This window comes from Nitrosomonas sp. ANs5, assembly GCF_050584665.1.
GTDB lineage: Bacteria > Pseudomonadota > Gammaproteobacteria > Burkholderiales > Nitrosomonadaceae > Nitrosomonas.
The window spans coordinates 1-19,943 of record NZ_JBEUDO010000050.1 but is presented as its reverse complement, the minus strand read 5'-3'; the positions used below and the strand labels follow the sequence as shown (position 1 = coordinate 19,943).

The window sequence follows — 19,943 nt, the reverse complement described above, 5'->3', positions numbered from 1 at the left end:
CTGCGCTTCCGCGATTTCCTGCGCGATGTTTACAAACAGGAGTACCCCGATTCCCCCGATGAGCTGACCCGGCTGCTGCCCTACCACGGTCTGGGTTCGGGCATCAAACGGGCGCTGGAACAGTGGCCAGCCATCGACTTTGCCGATAACCACGACGGCTGTCTCTATTAACCGCCACGGTTCACCGCAAACCGGTGGAAGGGCTGGATCTGGTGAACATCGCACCGGATGTTTCACCGAAAGCCGACACGTCGTCGGGAAAAGGCGCTTAGCGGGCAGGCAGTCGCAGGGCTCACTGGCAGCCGGCCCAGACGATGCAGCGGCAACCAATCAGCTTATCAACGACTTGCGGGGTGGCTTGGGAAGCGAACCTGCAACACAAACACCCGCGCCTTCGCAGAAACGGCGACAAGTGCCGGTCAAGCAAACCCTGTAAAATAGCGCCCATGACACAACCCGCCTTCCAACGTTATATCGGCATTGACTACTCCGGCGCGCAAACCCCGGATTCCAGCCTCAAAGGGCTGCGGGTTTACGAAGCCGGCCGCGAATCTTTGCCGGTGGAAATCGCGCCCCCACCCAGCCCGCGCAAGTACTGGACCCGGCAAGGTCTGGCCGAATGGCTGGCTGAGCGCCTGTCCGGGGATGTGCCGACCATCGTCGGCATTGATCATGGTTTTTCCTTCCCTCTGCGCTACTTCGAGGTCCATCTTCTGGAGCCGGACTGGCCAGCCTTCCTCGACGATTTCCAGAAACACTGGCCGACCGACGGTGAACATACCTACGTGGATTTTGTCCGCGATGGGATGCGGGGCGACGGCGAGGCCCGTTCCGGCAGCACCCGCTGGCGGCGGATCACCGAGGAGCGGGCCGGGGCCAAGTCGGTCTTCCATTTCGATGTGCCCGGCTCGGTGGCCAAGTCGACCCATGCCGGGCTGCCATGGTTGCGCTATCTGAGACAGCGACTGCGCGAGCACGTGCATTTCTGGCCCTTCGACGGCTGGGAAATCCCTGCGGGCAAATCCGTGCTAGCCGAGGTCTATCCCTCGCTCTGGAGCAAAAACTGTCCACGGGAAGGCCGTACACCCGATCAGCACGATGCTTATGTGACCGCCGCCTGGCTGTGGCAGGCAGACCAGGACGGCAGCCTCGGCAAATTCCTGAAGCCCGCAATGCTGCCCGGCGAATACCATGTTGCCCGCATCGAGGGCTGGATTCTTGGCGTGCTGTGAACGGCCTGTCGTCAACTGCGCATGCAGCGCAGGATCACTCCCACGTCAGTTTTGTGGTGCGTTAAAGCGACGTGCGCTACAGCAGATGTCATTGTATTCACGCATTGTGAATGAAATTCAACATAATGGTATTAATAATAGCACAAAAGCATAAATGAAAATTCTCCACACCTCAGATTGGCATCTCGGCCGCGCGCTCTATGGCAGAAAGCGGTATGAAGAATTCGAGGCATTTCTGGCCTGGCTGGTGGAGACAATTCAGCAGAATGCAATCGATGTTCTGCTGGTGGCCGGGGATGTTTTTGACACCAGCGCCCCGAGCCATCGCGCCCAGGCGCTCTATTACCGCTTCCTGTGCCGAATGGCTGCTTCATCCTGCCGGCATGTAGTGGTCATCGCCGGCAATCATGATTCGCCCTCGTTTCTCAATGCGCCCAGGGAATTGCTCAAGGCGCTCGATGTTCACGTGGTGGGCCATGCGTCGGAGGACCCAGAGGACGAAGTCTGCGTGCTCGCCGATGCGAACGGTGCGCCGGAACTGATCGTCTGCGCCGTGCCCTATTTGCGCGACCGGGACATCCGCGTGGCGGAAGCCGGCGAGACGATCGAGGACAAGGAACGCAAGCTGATCGATGGCATCCGCGCCCACTATGCCGCCGTCGCTGACGTGGCCATGAAAAAACGGGCCGAGATTAATGCCGCCATCCCGATCGTGGCCATGGGCCACCTGTTCACGGCTGGCGGACAAACCGTCGATGGCGATGGGGTGCGCGAGCTCTATATCGGCTCTTTGGCCCATGTTTCCGCTGGCATCTTTCCTGACGCTTTCGATTACTTGGCGCTCGGCCATCTGCATGTGCCGCAAAAAGTAGGGGGCTCCGAAACCATGCGTTACAGCGGCTCGCCGCTGCCGATGGGGTTTGGTGAAGCCACTCAGCAGAAAAGCGTCGTGATCGTGGATTTTCAGGCACCCTCCGGTGCGCAAGCGGCGAGCGGCACGCACTCTCTGCCCGAATGCGCGCCGTCTGCGCACCGGCACCCAGCAATCAGCCTGATCGATGTCCCGGTATTCCAGAAACTCGAGCGCATCCAGGGAGACTGGCCCGATATTTCAAGCCGCATTCTCGAACTGTCGGCCGCCGATTCCCGGACGTGGCTCGAAATTATTTACCAAGGCCTGGAGGTCATGGGCGATCTGCGCGTGCGCCTGGATGCCGCCATCGACGGCACCGGCATGGAAATTCTGCGGGTGAAAAACAACCGCATCATCGAGCGCGTGCTGGGGCAGATACATGACCAGCAAACGCTCGATGATCTGAGCACGAACGAGGTATTCGAACGCTGCCTGGCTGCCCATCAGGTGCCCCCAGCGCAGTGGCCGGCATTGCTGCATGCCCATCAGGAGATACTTGCCTCGCTCGGCGAAGACGATAGGCAGGCGGAATAGCGAGGCGCTCAATGAGAATACTGCAAATACGCTTCAGGAACCTGAATTCGCTGGCCGGCGAATGGACGATCGACCTGACACACCCAGCTTATGCCGCCGATGGCATTTTCGCCATCACCGGGCCAACCGGAGCCGGGAAAACAACCCTCCTCGATGCCATCTGCCTCGCCCTCTACGGCCGCACGCCCCGCCTCAACAAGATCACCAAAGGCACGAACGAGATCATGTCCCGCCAGACTGGCGAATGCTTTGCCGAGGTGACGTTCGAAACGCAGACCGGGCGTTTCCGCTCACATTGGAGCCAGCGCCGGGCCAGGAAAAAGCCGAACGGGGAACTGCAGGTACCGAGGCACGAGCTGGCCAATGCCGATTCAGGCGAGATTTTCGAGACCAAACTCAGAGGCGTGGCCGAACAGATCGAAGCCGCCATCGGCATGGATTTTGAGCGCTTCACCCGTTCCATGCTGCTGGCCCAGGGCGGTTTCGCCGCCTTCCTGCAAGCGGCGCCCGATGAGCGCGCGCCGATCCTGGAACAGATCACCGGCACCGAGATCTACAGCCAGATCTCCATGCGCGTTCACGAGCGCCGCGCCGAGGAACACAAACAGCTCGACAGGTTGCAGACCGAGCTGGCCGGCATGCAGCCGCTGGCTCCGGAAATGGCGCAGCAACTGGCAACCAGCCTGGAGCAGAAGGATCAGCAGGAGGCGGCGCTCACACAGCAGCTTCACCAAAAAACCCAGGCCATCGCATGGATCGAAGGCATGGATCGCCTGCAAGCCGAGTTGAAGGCGCTTGGCCAGGCCAGGGCCGCATGGCAGACCAAGGCTGAAGCCTTTGCGCCCCAACAGGAACGGCTGCGGCTGGCCAACCAGGCTCTTGAACTTTCCGCCGAGCATGCGGCATTGGCCGCCCTTCGCAAGGCACAAAACGCAGACCAGGCCTCGCTCAGTGAATGCCAGCAAGCCCTGGCCGGCCACACCATGGCCGCCGGGCAGGCGGAAGTGGCTATGAAAACCGCTGCCGAACAACTCTCGGCCAGAAAAGCAGCCCAGCAAGCGGCGCTGCCCATCATCCGCAAGGTGCGCGAGCTGGATCTGAAAATCACCGAGAAAAATGCCCCCATCAAAGCAGCGCGTGAGTCCGCCACGGCGCTTGTGTCCGTTCTTGAAACCCTTCAGTCAAAGCAGACCAGCGATGCACAGGCGCTGCACGATCAACGCAAGGCCTGCGAAGCGCTGCAGGGTCTTCTCACGGCATCCCAGGCGGATGAAAAACTGGTGGAACATCTCGCCGGGCTGCGCAGCCGGTTCGATGCGTTGAAAACGCTTTCCGGGCAGTCGGCGAGCAAACAGCAGGAGGCAACCCAGGCGCAAGCTCAGCGCAAGGAAGCCATAACTATCTGGCAGGCACAGGCGCGCGGCCTCGACACGGCACAACGCGCGTTGCAGGAAAGCCAGGCGGCACTGGCTGGAAAGCAATCCGCGCTTCTGAAAATCCTGAACGGACAGGCGGTCGCCGCATGGCGGAAGCACCAGTCGGCACTGACAGCGCAACAAGACCTGATCGGCAAAACGCTTGCGGCCGCCGAATCCGTGGAGAAATCCAAGCAGGCCAGCAGCCAGCTTGACAACCGGCAAGCCGCGCTCAAACAGGAGGCTGCGGCCCTGAAGCAGATGCTCGCGCACCAAAGCGAAAAACAGGCCGCGCTTGAAAAGGAAGTGGGGCTGCTTGAAACCCAGCTGACACTGCTCCAACGCATCGAAGCGCTCGAACAAGCCCGCAGCCAGCTGCAGGATGGCGAACCCTGCCCGCTGTGTGGCGCCCGGGAGCACCCGTTTGCCGAAGGCAATGTGCCCCTTCCGGATGAGACCCAGCAACGTCTTGCCGCAGCAAGGAGCGAACTCAAGGCAGTAACGGAGGAGATTTCCGGCTCGAAGATCAGGCTCGCGCAGGTGGATAAGGATCTCGAGCAAACGGCCTGCGCCCAGCAGGAACACGCCGGAAAAATGCGTGAAGCCAGCCAGGTGATACATGACCACTGCACAGCATTGGATAGCGGCCCGAAACTGGCAGCCAGCGATCCCAGGCTGCCAGAGAAGCTCAAACAGCTTCAGGCAGAGAATAGCCGTCAGCTTGCCCAGGCGACCGGCATATTGGAAGCAGCCGATGCCATCGAAACGGAATTGACCATGCTGCGCAATTCCGTAGAAACAACCAGGGAGGCTGTGGCAAAACAAGAGCGTGAAGCTCTGGCGGCCGCGCACAAGCAAGAGTCTGCCGAGCAATTACAGCAGCGGCTCGCAAAGGAAGCGGCAGAATACCAGGCCCAGCAGCAAGCATCGCTGGATGGACTGCAGCAAGAAATCAGCCGCTACGGGATGACTGGACTCTCTGTCGAAACCATCGATGCGGTCTTGGCGCAACTGGCCCTGCGGCGTGAACAGTGGCTCAGCAGAAACAAGCAGAAAGCCGAGCTCGAACAAAAAATCAGCGCGCTCAAAATACAGCTGGACCACCGAGCTGAGCAGATTCTCAAGACCGACCAGGAAATCAACAAACAACAGGTGCTGCTGGCTGAACTGCTGCGTGATCAGGAGACCCTTCAGCATGAACGGCAGGCGCTGCTTGGGGACAAGAAAACCGGCCAGGAAGAGCAGCGTCTGGCCGATGCGGTTGAATCCGCGGACAGGGGACTGGATAGCGCCCGCCAGAAATTATCCGCAGCCCAGCAGGCGCTCAGCCAACTGAAGGCCAAAATCGAGGAACTGGAGAAAGCGCTTTGCAACCGTGGAATACAACTGGAATCAGCCGCCAAGGCTTTTCAGGCGCGGCTGGAATCGGCCGGATTTACCGGCGAGGACCATTACCGCTCTGCCTGTCTCCCCGAAAGCGAACGCAGGCAACTGGCCCAGCAGGCCCAGAAGCTGTCGGATGAAAACACCGAAATCAGCTCGAAGGAACAAGAAAAAACTCAGATCCTGAAAGCCGAGCAGCAAAGGCAGCTCACCGCAGAGCCCCTGGATCACCTCAAACAGGCCGTGACAACGCTGACTGCCGCCCAACGGGCATTACAGCAGGAAATCGGCGCTATCCGGCAGCAGCTCAAGGACAATGACACCCTGCAGCAACAGCAGCAGGCGCGCCTGCAAGCCATCGAGGCCCAGCAACGCGAATGCACGCGCTGGACGCTGCTGCACGAGCTGATCGGCTCCGCCGACGGCAAGAAATACCGCAATTTTGCCCAGGGGCTGACCTTTGAAATGATGGTCGGCCACGCCAACCGGCAGTTGCAGAAAATGACCGATCGCTATTTATTGATCCGCGACGATACCCAACCGCTGGAGCTGAATGTGATCGACAACTACCAGGCAGGCGAAATCCGGACCACCAAGAATCTGTCCGGTGGCGAAAGCTTTATCGTCAGCCTGGCGCTGGCGCTGGGGCTGTCCCACATGGCCAGCAAAAATGTCCGGGTGGATTCGCTGTTCCTCGATGAAGGCTTCGGCACCCTGGATGATGACGCCCTGGACACCGCGCTGGAAACGCTAGCCGGACTGCAGCAGGACGGCAAACTGATCGGGGTCATCTCGCATGTACCGGCACTCAAGGAGCGGATCGGCACCCGGATTCAGGTCATCCCGCAAGCGGGTGGCAGAAGCCGGATAGCAGGGCCGGGTTGCGGGCAAGCTATCCGGGAAGAAGACGGGCCACAGGCAGACAGCAGGCGCAAGCAAGCCGGCGGTGCGGCTGCATCATAACCATGGGAGCAAGGCCGCACTGCCAGCGCCTTGTCCCGGTGGCACAGATACCGCGCCGCTGCGGGCGCCTATGAATATTTCCGTCCCAAGTATGCCAGAAAAGGCGCCGGCGACAGGTCCTGGCCGGTCACCTGCCGGATCAGTTCCTGCGGGAACAGGCTTGAACCATGCCGATAGATGTTTTCTTTCAGCCACGCGTGCAGGGTGCTGAAATCCCCGCGCGAGATCGCCTCCGGTATGTCCGGATGCGCCTTGAGCACGGCATCGAAGCACTGCGCGCTGAAGAGGTTGCCGATCGTATAGCCCTGGAACATGCCGCCCACGCTGCCATAAAACCAATGCACATCCTGCAGGCAGCCTTGAGCGTCGGACGCCGGCCGCACACCGAGATCGGATTCGTAGCGGTCGTTCCAGGCAGCGGGCAGGTCCTTGGCCTTGAGCGAACCTTCCAGCAGCTGCGCTTCCAGATCGAAACGGATCATGACATGCAGATTGTAGGTCACTTCATCGGCCTCGGTCCGGATCAATGAAGGCTGCACGCGATTGATGCCGCGATGAAATTCATCCAGCGAGACATCCTGCAGCGCATCGGCAAAATGGGCCTGCAGGTGGGGATAAAAATATATCCAGAATTCACGCGAGCGGCCCACCAGATTCTCCCACAACCGGCTCTGGCTCTCGTGAATGCCGGCGGAAACGCCATAACCCAGAATGGTCCCCTCCAGACCCGGGGCAATGCCCAACTCGTAAAAGGCATGACCGGACTCGTGAATGGTGCTGAAAAGCCCATCGCAGAGATTGGTCTCGTCAACTCGGGTCGTAATGCGGACATCCCCGGCGCCCAGCTTGGTCATGAACGGGTGATAGGTCAGATCCTGGCGCCCGCGATTGAAATCATAGCCGAGATGCCTGGCCAGCCAGTTCAGAAATTCCATTTGCCGCGGCTTGGGATAGACCCGCGACAGAAAATCGGTCCGCGGCTGTTCACGAGACGACAATTCCTTCACCAAGGGCACCAACTCCCGCCGCAGCGCGGCAAACAGCGTCCTGAGGCCCGCAGTCGTCATGCCGGGGTCGGCGTCTTCGATATGCGGGTCCATCGGATGAACCCAGGCAGTCTCACCCGAATTGAAATAATCCGAGACCGCCCGTGAATACATGACCGTTTTTTCCAGAAAGGGGGCCACGGCGTTGAAATCATTCGCCTTGCGCGCATGCACCCAGACATCATAAGTTTCGGTCATATGCTGAAGAAATTCGGCCTTGAAAGCAGGCGGTATTTTCAAGGCGCGGGCAAACTGCCGCTGTGCCAAGCGCAGGAATGCCCGATCCTCGGCCGGCAAGGTTGCAGCAGGCAATCCCGATGCGGTCTCCAGCAGCACGCCGACAGCCGGTTCGATCAGCTTCTCATGCGCGATCTTCTCGACCGCGGCAATCATACGGCCGCGTGATCCTGTCCCATCCTGGGGCATGTGGGTGGACATATCCCAATGAAGCACGGACACTGTCCGCCGCAGATCATCAAGTTCAGCAAAACGGGCCTTCAAAGACTGGAGAGCGGGATGCATAAAAGCATGGTCCTTTTTGAAATATGGGAATAGAGGGAAAGGAAAAAGTATAAGAAAGCCAGGAGTGTGTCAAACCGAGCCGTCAAATACCCGGATCCGAGCACCTTCCCGCCCCAGGCTGTTGCCAACCCAACTAAAATATCGAACCGAAGATTGCTCAAACACTCACCGGCCATTGTCGCCGGGACGCTTTCGGCAGTAGCAGGGTTACAATCAACAATTGTCTACCACCCGATCAGCAACAACGGCCGATCGGTTTTGAGGATGGTATTAGCCTATGCGCATCCGGCGTGCGCTGATAAGCGCCATCGCAAGCCGCCTGCGAACACCCTGATAAATTTGGAGAAGCTTTTATGAAACGACGCACTCTGTTACGAACACTCGCCGTAGCCGGCATGATGCCACTGCTACCCGGATGCCTGCGGGCACAAGTAGTGGGAGAAGCAGCCAGCCCGATCACCCCCCTGGACAAACCACGCGAGGCATGGCGTGCACTGCTGTCGCCCAGGGCCTATGAAATACTGTTCGAAGCAGCCACCGAACGCCCGGAATCCAGCAACCTGGTTTATGAAGAACGGGAAGGGACCTTCATCTGCGCCGCCTGCTATCTGCCCTTGTTTGAAAGCCGGAACAAATACGAAAGTTGGACAGGCTGGCCGAGTTTTACCCAGCCGATTGCCGGACATGTCGCGACCCGGATCGACTTCAAAATGATCAAGCCACGCACGGAATACCATTGCGTGCGCTGCGGCGGACATCAAGGCCATGTCTTCAACGATGGCCCACCGCCACGCGGGGAACGCTGGTGCAACAACGGCATCGCACTTAAATTTGTGCCCAAGGAAGAATCATTACCCGCGCTCAGAGGCTGAAACATCCCTGCTGGCGCACGACTTGCAGCCTGCATGTTCCATAACAAAAACCAGCACCGTTCGATCCGCCTGAAGGGATACGATTATTCTCAAGCGGGTGCGTATTTCGTGGCCCTGTGCACCCAGAACCGGGAATGTCTGTTCGGGGATATCGTGGACGGAAAAATGCAATTGAACGAGGTGGGGCAGATTGTTGCGGATGAATGGCGGAAAACGGCAATCATTCGCGATGAAATCGAATTGGACGAATGGGTGGTAATGCCGAACCATTATCATGGGATTTTGGTTATTGCCAATCCGAGCACCGTCGTTGGTTGTAGGGGGACTGCTCGCGGCGGAATATTCGGTACTCTCTCGTCTATGGGAGGCGTTGTCTCCCGATCCCTGGCACGCCTTGGGGGCCAAGACCATCGAACTGGTGCTTGCAAGCGTGCATCTGGAGAAAGTGAGGGATGCTGTTGCATGATCAATCATCCAGTATTTCCAAACCACCTCTTGGACATAACACATGCAGCTTTCGTCATTGAGCATCTCCAGAGACGACAAAGGAGCCTGGCAGCTCCCTTGTCTTCCTGGTGACAGGCTGTCATTACTTGGCTCGGCTGCGGTATTCCCGTGTGCGGGTATCGATTTCGATCTTGTCGCCGATTTCACAGAACAGTGGGACCTGCAGTTCGAAGCCGCTGATGATTTTGGCGGGCTTCATAACCTTGCCGGAGGTGTCGCCTTTGACGGCGGGCTCGGTATAGGTGATTTCGCGCACCACCGAGTTGGGCAGTTCCACTGAGATGGGTTTGTCGTTGTAAAACACCACTTCACAAGGCATGCCGTCTTCCAGGAAGTCGAGCGCATCACCCATGGTGTCGGTTTCGACTTCATACTGGTTGTATTCGTCATCCATGAATACATACATGGGGTTGGCATAGTAGGAATAGGAGACTTCCTTCTTGTCCAGCAAGACCACGTCGAACTTGTCATCCGCCTTGTATACCGCTTCGCTAGGCGAATCGGTCAGCAGATTCTTGAATTTCATTTTAACGACGGAAGCATTACGGCCCGATTTGCTGAATTCGGATTTCAGCACCACCATGGGATCCTTGCCGAGCATGAATACGTTACCTACACGAAGTTCCTGAGCTGTTTTCATCTGATATCTTGGGGTAAAAAATGACGTGCATTATAGCTTGACCACTGTCAAAAATCCAATTTTCGGCGGTCTGCCTGCACGGATTGCAAACAAATAACGTCTTAGTTATCAATCATATGCCGTTTGGCTCAGGGTGCCTGCACCCTGCATGGTTGAATCATTTGACTGATCGGGCGTCCGCTGGTTCATGCAAAAATCGACCAGGTTGGCGGCAAGATCGGCGGTCTGCGCAAGCTGTGTGGCCCAGGCCCGGGCATGGGTCTGCAGGCGTGCGCGCCGCCGCCAGAAATCGTCCCAATCCAGCAGCTGTCCGTCGCCATTCCAGCAGCCATGAAAACGGCACACTGCGGCAGTATCATCATTTGACAGCCCCTGGCAATAGCGCGCCAGGAAGGCTTCCAGCTTGACCTGATGCGCGTTGTCCGCTTGCGGGTAAATCTGCCAGACCAGCGGCCGCGCCGCCCACTGCGCGCGCACGAACGAATCCTCGCCACGCACGAAATTGCAATCGCATAACCACAACAAGCGGTCGTAATCCGCCTGGGTCAGAAAGGGTATGACTTGCAGGGTCAGGTTGCCGCGCATCACGTGATCGCCTGCCTTGAGCGCTGTTTTGCCAGCCCAGCCCGCCGCCTGCGCAAGCGCCTTGCCCATTGGCAACAGGCAGCGCACCGGCATGCTGGCCGCCGCCCACGCCGCCAGCAAGGCGCTGATGGGCGCACGGTCATAACAAAACAGCGAAACCGTGGTTTGGCCGGTTTCCGGTTCGGACAGGCCGAGCTGACGCCAGCCGGTCGCCGGTTGACGCTGGCGCGCAGCGCGCAGCGCCAGCAGGCCGGTCTCGCGCAACAGTCCGCCGGTCGCCGCGCTGAAACCGGGAAAAAAGAAATATTTGGTCAATGGCAAGCGTGGATGGGGTGAAGCCAGGCCATGGCAGCCCTCCACCCATGATTCCGCCGACAGATATTCCAGATTGATCCAGACGCGCTTGGTTGTCTTGTCCTCGGGGCATTGGTCTGGCTGACAAGGCCGGGGAGCCGCCATGGCCTCGACATAGCGCTGCGGCAACTCGCAGCCGAATGCCTCGATCACCACCTCGGCCGGTCCCACATCGGGCCAGGGTTCGATCCATTTCCTCAGCTCCACCCCCTGGCAAAGTTGCACCACCAGACGGGTATCGACTGCCGGGCAAAGGGGTTGCAGGCTGGCCAGATCGTCCACCCACAGGCGCACACTGATGCCATGTTCCGCCGCCAGCTGGCGCGACAGTCGCCAGCACACACCGATATCGCCGTAATTGTCGATGACATGGCAGAAAATATCCCAGCGCATCATAAAGTTGTTGGTCTATCCGTTTGATTGCCAGCCCGATTCGACGGAAGATATCCGGTCTGCCAATTGCGGCGGCAAGACCCGGATCCGGCGGCAATCAATCGTGGTGGAGAAAACAAATGCTTGTTACTTGAAGAAATTGAAAAGATTACTGCACAAATCTGTGGCCGGAAACAAAAATGATGAAACCAAGCCTAACAAACGAAACTGTTTAAAAATGCAGGATGCGTTTGCGCGCCCTATACAATCACATGAGACATAAACAGCGGTGATCGGTTCGATCATCATTGACTGAATGCAAACTGGAAATTGGACATGGAACAGGATTATTGGTTAACACGCTGGCAGCAAGGAGACATCGGCTTTCATCAAGACGACATCAACCCATATCTGCGTCAATACTGGCAAGAGCTGAATCTGCCGCAAGGCAGCGAAGTCTTTGTCCCCTTGTGCGGCAAAAGCCGCGACATGCTATGGCTGCGCAATCAGCGGCAGAAAGTGCTCGGCGTGGAATTGAGCGATCTCGCGGTACAGGCGTTCTTCAGCGAACAGGCGCTCGTCCCGGAGCGGATGCGCGATGACAGCTTTGTGCGCTACCGGGTGGATGATATCGATATTCGCTGTGGCAATTTTTTCGATCTCGGCAGGGAAGATCTTGCCAGCGTGCAAGCGGTTTACGACCGCGCCTCGATGGTGGCGCTCCCGCCTGCGATGCGCCAGCGTTATGCCAGCCATCTGCGGCAGATTCTGCCTTCCGGCACCCAGATCCTGCTGATCGCATTCGATTATCCCCAGGTGGAAATGGCCGGGCCACCGTTTGCGGTCACGCCCGGCGAAGTCGCGGCACTCTACCGGCCGCATGCCGAAATACGGTTATTGGCGGAACTGGATGTGCTCGCGCACAACCCGCGCTTTCGTGAACGCGGGTTGAGTCAAATGTGCGAAAGCATCTTCCTGCTGACCCTGCGCTGAAAATACCACCGTTCAAAAGTCATTATCCGGTTTGGGTTTCGACAAATTCGAGCGCATTGCCATCCGGGTCGCGGCAAAACAACGCGTGGCGGCCGGATCGGCTGAGGCTGCAGGGGATGCCATGCGCGCAAAGCCGTGCTTCCAGGATCTCTATCGAATTTACCGCCAGCGCAACATGCCGATCCCGCCCACCCTGTGCGGGCCGCCCCTCGCATGGATCGGGATTCGGCAACTGCAGCAAATGAATCTGCTGATGGCCGACCAGCCGCAGCCAAGCGCCAGGATAGCCAAGGCCGGGCCGGGCATCATCCACTTCCAGCCCCAGTACCCCGTTATAAAATGCCAGCGACCGCTCCAGATCGGCAACCAGCAAGCTGGCATGCAGGATTTTTCCTATTTCAAGTTGCATCGGAACGCCCATAAAATGTTAGCAGTAAACAAAATACCTTTATCATTTGGCAGTGCCTGGTACCATAAAAATGGACGAGAAACTATCCTGAGCTTCATGCATCCAGTTAAGAATCAGTATGAGACAGATTAAGAAAAATGAACATCATTAAAAATACCCTGGAAGGCCTGACCCGCCAAGAGCTTCTTGAATGGGCCGGCAGCAAAATCTACCATCGCGGCGAAGATTACGTGAGACATGTTTCGCAGTTATCGCGCACCGAGAATGGCGCACTGGCCGCCTGGGTCTCGGGCAGCGATCGGTACGCGACCTCGGTCAGCCGTCAGGATGGCGGCGAGCTTCATTTCGACTGCAGCTGTCCCTATGATGGCTGGGGACCCTGCAAACATGTGATAGCAGTTCTGCTGGCAGCTATCGCACAGCAGCAGCAAAACAAGGCAATTCCCTTGCTCGATCCAGAAGATGACTTATTCATCTTGTTGTTTGACGACAGCGAAGAATGGACAGGGGCGGACAATGATGATCCCGATACGTACCTCACTTCCGGAAAGGATACCCAGAACAGAATGGCTGACATTGCATCCTTCCTGTCCGGAAAAAGCCCCGAGGCGTTACTGGCTCTGGTCATTGATCTAGCAAACAAGTATCCAGGCGTTGCCCGTCAAATCCGCGATGCTGCGCAGCTGGAGACAGGGCATATCGATAAAGTCATCCGGGCATTACGGAAAGATATTTTAAGGCTGACCGCCGAAGAAGCATGGTTCGATTCCTGGAGAGGAAGGGGGGATCTCCCCGACTATTCCCCCATCGAACAGCAGTTCCAGATGCTGCTTGACAGCGGATATCCCGATGCAGTGCTGACGCTGGGCGAAGTGCTCTGGAAAGAAGGGAAAGAGCAGGTCGAGCAATCCCATGACGAAGGCGAAACAGCCATGGCCATTGCCGCTTGCTTGGATGTTGTCCTGCAAGCGTTGCCCCTGACCTCGCTGATGCCATCGGAGCAATTACTGTGGTTGATCAGGCATGGACTCGAAGATGAATTCGACTTGCTGACAAACACGGATGAAATTCTGAACGATAGCCGCTACACGGAAGTGCACTGGCATGAAGTTGCCACAGCACTTGAAAAGCAATTAGCGCAAACGCAGCCGCGGCCGGAAGATTTTCAGACAACTTATCATCGCACACAATTCATCAGATTGCTATGTGATGCCTACGCCAGAAGCGGGCAGCAACAACAGGTTATCCCGCTTCTGGAGCAGGAAGCAGATCGCACCAAGGATTACCAGGCCCTGGTCGAAGCATTGCTTGAAACCGGAGAGCAAGACCGGGCCCGGCAATGGTGCATACATGGGTTCAACAAAACCATCCGACATGCGCCTGGCATTGCCAGGCACCTGCAACAGCAACTGAGGCAGCTGGCCGAGGAAACAGGGCAATTCGATCTGGCAGCAGCCTATTGGGCCGAGAGTTTCTTTGCCCAGCCCTCGAAGGAGAATTACGTCAAACTTCGCGAGGCCGCTACCAAGGCCAATTCATGGCCCGCAGTACGGGACGGAATTCTCGGCTTTCTACAGACCGGCCAGCGCCCCATCATCGGCGATCAAACCCAGATCACCTGGCCGCTTCCGGAACCCGAAGCGACAGTTCCCAAATCCGGCAATCTGAGAGCAGGAAGCTTCCCGGACCATAATGCATTGATCGAAATCGCCCTACTTGAAGAGCGTCATGACGATGCCATCGCGCATTACCAGCCATTGATCAAGACCCAGTATCGAAGCTGGGGAATTGATCAGGTACTGGCCCAAGCCGTCAAAGCAAGCCACCCCGCCATTTCGCTGCAGATCTGGCAATCGATCGTTGACCGCTTGATCGGCCAGACCAAACCCAAGGCATATCAAGAAGCAGCCACCTACTTGCGGCAGATGCGTAAGGTTTACCAAGAAACCCATCAACCAGAGAACTGGAAAGGATTGATTACACGCCTGCGCACAGAACATAAAGCCAAGCGGCGTCTGATGGAAGTATTGGATATGCTGGAAAAAAGCTAAATGCGGGAACCACGAATGTACACGAATGAACACTAATACTGGCTGAGAGGCTTATGGAGGTGGCCCAGCCGGGGTGGACGGGTGCGGGTGATTGCTGATGAGGGTCAAAATTTGAAGGTGCGCAAACGCACCGCGCTCTGCCAGCACTGGATGGCTTCGTGGCCCCGCTTGGGCAGAGCGCTTCAGATATCGGCCGCTGTTTTCCCCAACCGGAACCAGAGTGCATACAACGCCGGGACGAACAGCAGGGTAATGACAGTACCCACCAGCACGCCACCGATGAGCACGTAGGCGAGTGGCCCCCAGAAGCTGTCCAGGGTCAGCGGGATGAAAGCGAAGGCGGCGGCCAGGGCGGTCAGCACTACTGGCCGTGCCCGCCGGACAGCTGCTTCGACGACTGCCGGCCAGGCTTCCATGCCTGCCGCGAAGTTGTCCTGCACCTGCTGGGTCAGGATCATGGTGTTGCGCATCAGGATGCCCGCCAGGCCGATCAAGCCCAGCAGGGCGACAAAACCGAATGGCTGGTCGAACAGCAATAACGCTGCCACCGCGCCGATCAGCCCCAGGGGGGCAGTCGCCACCACAATGAAAGTGCCGGAGAAGGCACGCATCTGCAGCATGATGAAAATCAGCATCAGGGCAACCATCAACGGTTGCAGTTTCTGGATCGAGGCATCGGCTTTGCCGGATTCCTCCACGGAACCGGCGATGTCAATGCGGTAATCCTCGGGCAATTGGCTGCGCACCGTTGCCAGCTGCCGCCAGACGGCCATGGTCACATCCGGCGCCTGGGCGCCCTGCACATCGGCCAGCACGGCCAGCGAGCGCTCGCGGTTGTAGCGCTTGATCACGGGCTCTTCATAATGTACCGTCAATTGGCCCAGCTGCGCCAGGGCAACCTTGCGCCCGTCCTGGGTCCTGATTTCCAGGTCGTAGGGCAAGGGCATGACATGGCGCTGACCGCGGGCGCGCACTTCCACGGTGCGGATATCCTGGCGCAGTTCGGTTACCGGCACCCCATCAAGCTGGAATTGCAATTGTTGCGCGACATCGCGTGGCGTGAGTCCCATCAACCGCAGGCGCTCGGGATCCATCACCAGCTGCCATACCGGGGCGCGCTCGTCCCATTCAAGATGGGGATCGAGCGTGTTCGGGTGCGCCGCGATCACCCGGCGTACCTGGTGCGCGATCTCGCGCAGTGTGGCCGGATCGGGGCCGATGATGCGAAAGCTCACTGGCCAGATCACAGGCGGTCCGAACAGCAGCTGGGTCACCCGCACCCGGGCCTCGGGAAATTCGCCCGCGTCGATATGTCGCTGCAGTTGCGCCATGATTTGGTCGCGGGCATCGGCATCCTCCCCGATTGCAATGATCTTGGCAAAAGCCGGATTGGGCAGTTCCGGATTGGCGGAGATGAAGAAGCGCGGGGCACCGGCACCGATAAAGCTCGACAGCGTCTTGACTTCAGGCATGGCGGCCAGAATGGCTTCAATTTTTCTGGCGGTGGCATCGGTCGCGCCAATCGCGCTGCCTTGCGGCAGATAGATATCGACCAGCACCTCAGGCCGGTCGGAACCCGGGAAGAACTGCTTTTGCACCAGCAAGGCCATGCCGGCAATGCTCAGCCCCAGCAGCACCACAGTGGTCGCCACCACCGTCTTGCGGTGCCGCACACAGGCAGTGATGAGCGCGCGCAGCCACCGGTACGGCCGGGTGGCATATAACGATCCATTGGCGTGCGCGTGGGCCTTGAAGTCGGGCAGCAATTTCACCCCGAGATACGGCGTGAACGTCACGGCCACCAGCCAGGAAAGAATCAGCGCGAAAGCCAGCACCCAGAAGATGTTGCCCGCGTATTCGCCGACACCCGACTGCGCGAAACCGATCGGCACAAAGCCGGCAACGGTCACCAGTGTGCCAAACAGCATCGGCGCGGCAGTGATGTTCCAGGCATAGCCAGCCGCCCGCACCCGGTCCCAGCCTTCTTCCATCTTGACGATCATCATCTCGATGGCGATGATCGCATCGTCCACCAGCAGGCCGAGCGCGATGATCAGGGCGCCGAGCGTGATGCGATCGAGATTGATGCCGGCCATTTTCATCAACAGGAACGTCAGCCCGAGCGTGATCGGAATGGCAATGCCCACCACCAGACCGGCCTTCAGGCCGATGGCGAGAATACTCACCCCCATCACCACCGCCACCGCAACCAGAAACTTCACCTGAAACAGGTTGACCGCCGCCACTATCGCATCCATTTGGTTGGTCAATGGCAGCAGGTTCATGCCCAGTGGCAGACGGCCTTGCTCGCGCGTGACGAAGGCTGCCAGACGATCGCCGAAGTCGAGACCGTTTTCCCCTTTGCGCATCACGACCCCCAGCAGCACCGCATCCTGGCCATGGGCGCGCACCAGATAGCTGGGCGGATCCTCCACACCATGGCGGATAGTCGCCAGATCGGACAGCTGCAGCAACCGCTCGCCCACTCGGATCGGCACCGCTGCCAGCCGCTCCGGATCGGACAGATCGGCATCGACCCGCAAATATGCGCGCGGGCCGGCCAGATCGAGAAAGCCAGCCGGCATCAACTGATTGTTGGCCTCGATGGCATCGAAGATCACCTGTGGCGAAATGCCAAGATTCGCCAAGCGTGCCAGATCGAACTCGACGAACACGCGTTCGCTGCGCTCGCCCAGAATGAGTGCCTTCTGAATGCCTTCGACCCGTTGCAGGCGGTCACGAATCGCCTCGGCCTCACGCGTCAGCGTCCGCAGCGGCAACCCCGGCGCGGTCAGCGCTATCAGGGAAAAATAGACATCCGAGAAATCATCGTTGATGATCGGCCCGATCACCCCCTGGGGCAGGCTGGGCGCTTCATCCTGCATGCGCTTGCGTACCTGGTAGAGCAATTCGGGAATCCGCGCGCTGGGCGTGTAGTCATGAAACTCGACCTGCAGGTCAGCCCGCCCGGGACGGATGGTGGTTTCGATGCGATAGAGATTTTCGACTTCCTGGATACGCTTCTCCAGGCGGTCGACGACCTGCAGCTGCAGCTGCTCGGTGGTCGCCCCCGGCCAGATGGCGGAAACCACCATCACCCGTACCGTAAAAGCCGGATCCTCGGCGCGGCCGAGCGACAGGAAGGCATAAATACCGGCCAGCACCGACAGCAGGATAAAAAACAGCGTGACCGCGCGCTCGCGGACCGCCAGAGCAGATAGATTGGGGAAATTCATTGTCAGCGCGCTCTGACCGGCATGCCGGGCGTCAGCAAATGTGTGCCGAGTGCGATGATTCTTGTACCGGCTGGCAAATTGACCCGAATCCGCGCCTGCTCGGCAGTGAGCGCCACCACTTCAACCGTCACCGGCTGGGCGCGGCCTTCGAGCACTCGCCAAATACGCGCGCCGTTGCTGCGTTCATCCAGCGCGCCCAGGGGCACGGCCAGCACACCGGTTTCGCTTGCCTCATCCTGTAGAGCAACCTGGACAACTTTTCCCAACGGAAAACCGGCCTCCATGCCCATCACACGGTAACGGGCACGCCAGCTGCGGCTGACCGGATCGGCAGCACCGGCAACTTCGCGCAATGCAAGCCGGACGGCGTCACCGTTGGCCAGATGTACATGGCCCGTAGCGGGCGGTTGGCTGCCATCAGGCAGAAAAACCTCGATTTCGCGCTCACCCGCTTGTGCCAGTGTGGCCACTGCTTCGCCTGGACTGACCACCTGACCGGGTTCGCCACTGACTTCGATCAGCACGCCAGCCTGCGCAGCTTGCAGCTCGGCATAAGCGCGCGCATTGCGGGCCTGGGCAAGGTGGGCCTGTGCGGCAGTGCGCCGGCTGGCGGCATCACGCGCCGCGAGCTCAAAACGCTCCAATGCCTGCAGGCTGATGAAATCCCGTTCCACCAGCTGACGATGACGCTTGAGTTCACTGGCCGCTGTTACCAGCGCGGCATCGGTAGCGGCCAGCTCGGCCGCAGCGGCCCGCGCCGCCTGATCGAGATCGCGCGGATCGAGACTGAACAGCAATTGTCCGGCCGTCACGCGCTGCCCGGCATCGACATGACGGGCCAGGATACGGCCACCAACCTGGAAAGCGAGCGGAATCTCATGACGCGCCCGTACCGTACCGGAAAAAACACGGAGCGGCTGGCCATCTGGCTGGAGGGCAACAGTCTTTACCCAGGGCGGTTGTTTCTGTGTCAGCGGATCGACATCGCTTTGAGCGCACGCACCGAGCATCAGCATGACCAGCAACAGCAGTGTGGTTAAATTCAACATGGGAGTGAGCCCCGGAAAGGGGCATGATATTATTGAACGCGATCGTACAATAATTCACGGGCACAAACAATGTCGACAAAAGAACGGGCAGGGCGGCCAGTCGATCACAGCAAGGACCAGGCCATTTTTGCAGCCGCACGCATGCTGTTGTTCAGACATGGGCCCGGGGGCATATCGGTGGAAGCGGTCGCCCGGCTGGCCGAAGTATCCAAGGTAACCGTCTATCGCCGCTACGCCAACCGCGAAGCGCTGATCGATGCAGTCATCAGTCAGCAAGCCGATCATATGGCAGCCAGCCTTTCCATTGCGCCGGACAGCCAGAGCAATGCGCAGGCGGCGCTCACGACCTTCGGCACCCGCCTGCTGACCTTTCTCCTGAGCGAGGAACATCTCGACTTCATGCGCGCCCTGCGCGGCGCGACCGAATTCCCGGCCGACGCGATGCGAAAAATCTATCGCAGCGGCCCCCAGACCACCCTGGACAAACTGACAGACTGGATGCGGCGCGCCCACCATGCCGGACTGGCAAATTTCAGCCAGCCGGAAAGAAGCGCGGAACTCCTGCTCGGCATGCTGATGGGCCTCGACCTCGTCCGCGCCCTCTATGGTGAACCCAGCCAGCGCGACAGCCAGAATATCGCGCAGCATGTCGATTGGGTGGTGGCTACATTTTTGCAGCTGCATTGAGGCATGATCAGCGCCGGGAATAAAATTGCCAGCCGGGCAACATAAATCGCGCCGAAACGATCTGGAAATCGTTGATTATACGAATATTCCGAAAAGCCACGCTGTAACATAAAACCCATCATGGTTTTATGACAGACAATTATCAGCATCAAAACGCACAATCAACAGCGTCTTCAAGCA

General features: G+C 58.7%; 14 protein-coding genes. 8 read left to right on the top strand and 6 right to left on the bottom strand.

Annotated elements, in window-relative coordinates; all coding sequences use genetic code 11:
* The first annotated feature begins 446 nt into the window (after window positions 1–446).
* The 3 genes from ABTW62_RS11215 to ABTW62_RS11205 all read left to right on the top strand — a co-directional run bounded on the left by ABTW62_RS11215 (window position 447) and on the right by ABTW62_RS11205 (window position 6,440).
* Window positions 447–1,232, top strand: coding sequence for a hypothetical protein (locus tag ABTW62_RS11215; RefSeq protein WP_430904670.1), 786 nt, complete (start codon window positions 447–449; stop codon window positions 1,230–1,232).
* Window positions 1,233–1,386: 154 nt separating this feature from the next.
* Window positions 1,387–2,679 (top strand): exonuclease SbcCD subunit D C-terminal domain-containing protein, encoded by a 1,293-nt coding sequence (locus tag ABTW62_RS11210; protein ID WP_430904669.1) that lies wholly within the window; start codon window positions 1,387–1,389, stop codon window positions 2,677–2,679.
* An 11-nt stretch (window positions 2,680–2,690) separates the two neighbouring features.
* Window positions 2,691–6,440, top strand: coding sequence for an AAA family ATPase (locus ABTW62_RS11205; protein ID WP_430904668.1), 3,750 nt, complete (start codon window positions 2,691–2,693; stop codon window positions 6,438–6,440).
* A gap of 68 nt (window positions 6,441–6,508) precedes the next feature.
* On the opposite strand, the gene ABTW62_RS11200 is transcribed toward ABTW62_RS11205, so the two are convergent.
* Complete coding sequence (locus tag ABTW62_RS11200; protein WP_430904667.1) at window positions 6,509–8,008, bottom strand: carboxypeptidase M32; 1,500 nt, start codon at window positions 8,006–8,008, stop codon at window positions 6,509–6,511.
* 353 nt (window positions 8,009–8,361) lie between these two features.
* On the opposite strand from ABTW62_RS11200, the gene msrB reads away from it, so the two are divergent.
* Both msrB and ABTW62_RS11190 read left to right on the top strand, forming a co-directional pair.
* Window positions 8,362–8,880, top strand: a complete 519-nt coding sequence (gene msrB / locus ABTW62_RS11195) for a peptide-methionine (R)-S-oxide reductase MsrB (protein ID WP_090411162.1) — start codon at window positions 8,362–8,364, stop codon at window positions 8,878–8,880.
* Window positions 8,881–9,154: 274 nt separating this feature from the next.
* Window positions 9,155–9,346 (top strand): hypothetical protein, encoded by a 192-nt coding sequence (locus ABTW62_RS11190; RefSeq protein WP_430904666.1) that lies wholly within the window; start codon window positions 9,155–9,157, stop codon window positions 9,344–9,346.
* Window positions 9,347–9,469: 123 nt separating this feature from the next.
* Here ABTW62_RS11190 and efp read toward each other — a convergent pair whose 3' ends face one another.
* Window positions 9,470–10,027, bottom strand: a complete 558-nt coding sequence (gene efp / locus ABTW62_RS11185; protein ID WP_430904665.1) for an elongation factor P — start codon at window positions 10,025–10,027, stop codon at window positions 9,470–9,472.
* A 108-nt stretch (window positions 10,028–10,135) separates the two neighbouring features.
* Entirely contained in the window at window positions 10,136–11,362 is a 1,227-nt protein-coding gene (gene earP, locus ABTW62_RS11180) for an elongation factor P maturation arginine rhamnosyltransferase EarP (protein ID WP_430904664.1), read from the bottom strand.
* Window positions 11,363–11,674: 312 nt separating this feature from the next.
* Here earP and ABTW62_RS11175 point away from each other — a divergent pair, with 312 nt between their 5' ends.
* Entirely contained in the window at window positions 11,675–12,331 is a 657-nt protein-coding gene (locus tag ABTW62_RS11175; protein ID WP_430904663.1) for a thiopurine S-methyltransferase, read from the top strand.
* 22 nt (window positions 12,332–12,353) lie between these two features.
* On the opposite strand, the gene ABTW62_RS11170 is transcribed toward ABTW62_RS11175, so the two are convergent.
* Window positions 12,354–12,740, bottom strand: coding sequence for a VOC family protein (locus ABTW62_RS11170; RefSeq protein ID WP_430904662.1), 387 nt, complete (start codon window positions 12,738–12,740; stop codon window positions 12,354–12,356).
* 137 nt (window positions 12,741–12,877) lie between these two features.
* Here ABTW62_RS11170 and ABTW62_RS11165 point away from each other — a divergent pair, with 137 nt between their 5' ends.
* Window positions 12,878–14,791: an SWIM zinc finger family protein gene (locus ABTW62_RS11165; protein WP_430904661.1), complete on the top strand. Its 1,914-nt coding sequence runs from the start codon at window positions 12,878–12,880 to the stop codon at window positions 14,789–14,791.
* Window positions 14,792–14,973: 182 nt separating this feature from the next.
* Here ABTW62_RS11165 and ABTW62_RS11160 read toward each other — a convergent pair whose 3' ends face one another.
* Window positions 14,974–18,027, bottom strand: a complete 3,054-nt coding sequence (locus ABTW62_RS11160; protein WP_430904660.1) for an efflux RND transporter permease subunit — start codon at window positions 18,025–18,027, stop codon at window positions 14,974–14,976.
* Between the two features lie 2 nt (window positions 18,028–18,029).
* Window positions 18,030–19,076, bottom strand: a complete 1,047-nt coding sequence (locus ABTW62_RS11155) for an efflux RND transporter periplasmic adaptor subunit (protein WP_430904659.1) — start codon at window positions 19,074–19,076, stop codon at window positions 18,030–18,032.
* A gap of 69 nt (window positions 19,077–19,145) precedes the next feature.
* Here ABTW62_RS11155 and ABTW62_RS11150 point away from each other — a divergent pair, with 69 nt between their 5' ends.
* Window positions 19,146–19,763 carry a TetR/AcrR family transcriptional regulator gene (locus ABTW62_RS11150; protein WP_430904658.1) on the top strand — a complete coding sequence of 206 codons (618 nt, stop codon included), beginning with the start codon at window positions 19,146–19,148 and terminating at the stop codon, window positions 19,761–19,763.
* Window positions 19,764–19,943: the final 180 nt, after the last annotated feature.

Excerpts from the sequence above, each read along its gene's own strand:
- ABTW62_RS11215 (WP_430904670.1), top strand. The coding sequence starts at position 447 with ATGACACAACCCGCCTTCCAACGTTATATCGGCATTGACTACTCCGGC.
- ABTW62_RS11210 (WP_430904669.1), top strand. The coding sequence starts at position 1,387 with ATGAAAATTCTCCACACCTCAGATTGGCATCTCGGCCGCGCGCTCTAT.
- ABTW62_RS11205 (WP_430904668.1), top strand. The coding sequence starts at position 2,691 with ATGAGAATACTGCAAATACGCTTCAGGAACCTGAATTCGCTGGCCGGC.
- ABTW62_RS11200 (WP_430904667.1), bottom strand. The coding sequence starts at position 8,008 with ATGCATCCCGCTCTCCAGTCTTTGAAGGCCCGTTTTGCTGAACTTGAT.
- msrB (WP_090411162.1), top strand. The coding sequence starts at position 8,362 with ATGAAACGACGCACTCTGTTACGAACACTCGCCGTAGCCGGCATGATG.
- ABTW62_RS11190 (WP_430904666.1), top strand. The coding sequence starts at position 9,155 with ATGGGATTTTGGTTATTGCCAATCCGAGCACCGTCGTTGGTTGTAGGG.
- efp (WP_430904665.1), bottom strand. The coding sequence starts at position 10,027 with ATGAAAACAGCTCAGGAACTTCGTGTAGGTAACGTATTCATGCTCGGC.
- earP (WP_430904664.1), bottom strand. The coding sequence starts at position 11,362 with ATGATGCGCTGGGATATTTTCTGCCATGTCATCGACAATTACGGCGAT.
- ABTW62_RS11175 (WP_430904663.1), top strand. The coding sequence starts at position 11,675 with ATGGAACAGGATTATTGGTTAACACGCTGGCAGCAAGGAGACATCGGC.
- ABTW62_RS11170 (WP_430904662.1), bottom strand. The coding sequence starts at position 12,740 with ATGCAACTTGAAATAGGAAAAATCCTGCATGCCAGCTTGCTGGTTGCC.
- ABTW62_RS11165 (WP_430904661.1), top strand. The coding sequence starts at position 12,878 with ATGAACATCATTAAAAATACCCTGGAAGGCCTGACCCGCCAAGAGCTT.
- ABTW62_RS11160 (WP_430904660.1), bottom strand. The coding sequence starts at position 18,027 with ATGAATTTCCCCAATCTATCTGCTCTGGCGGTCCGCGAGCGCGCGGTC.
- ABTW62_RS11155 (WP_430904659.1), bottom strand. The coding sequence starts at position 19,076 with ATGTTGAATTTAACCACACTGCTGTTGCTGGTCATGCTGATGCTCGGT.
- ABTW62_RS11150 (WP_430904658.1), top strand. The coding sequence starts at position 19,146 with ATGTCGACAAAAGAACGGGCAGGGCGGCCAGTCGATCACAGCAAGGAC.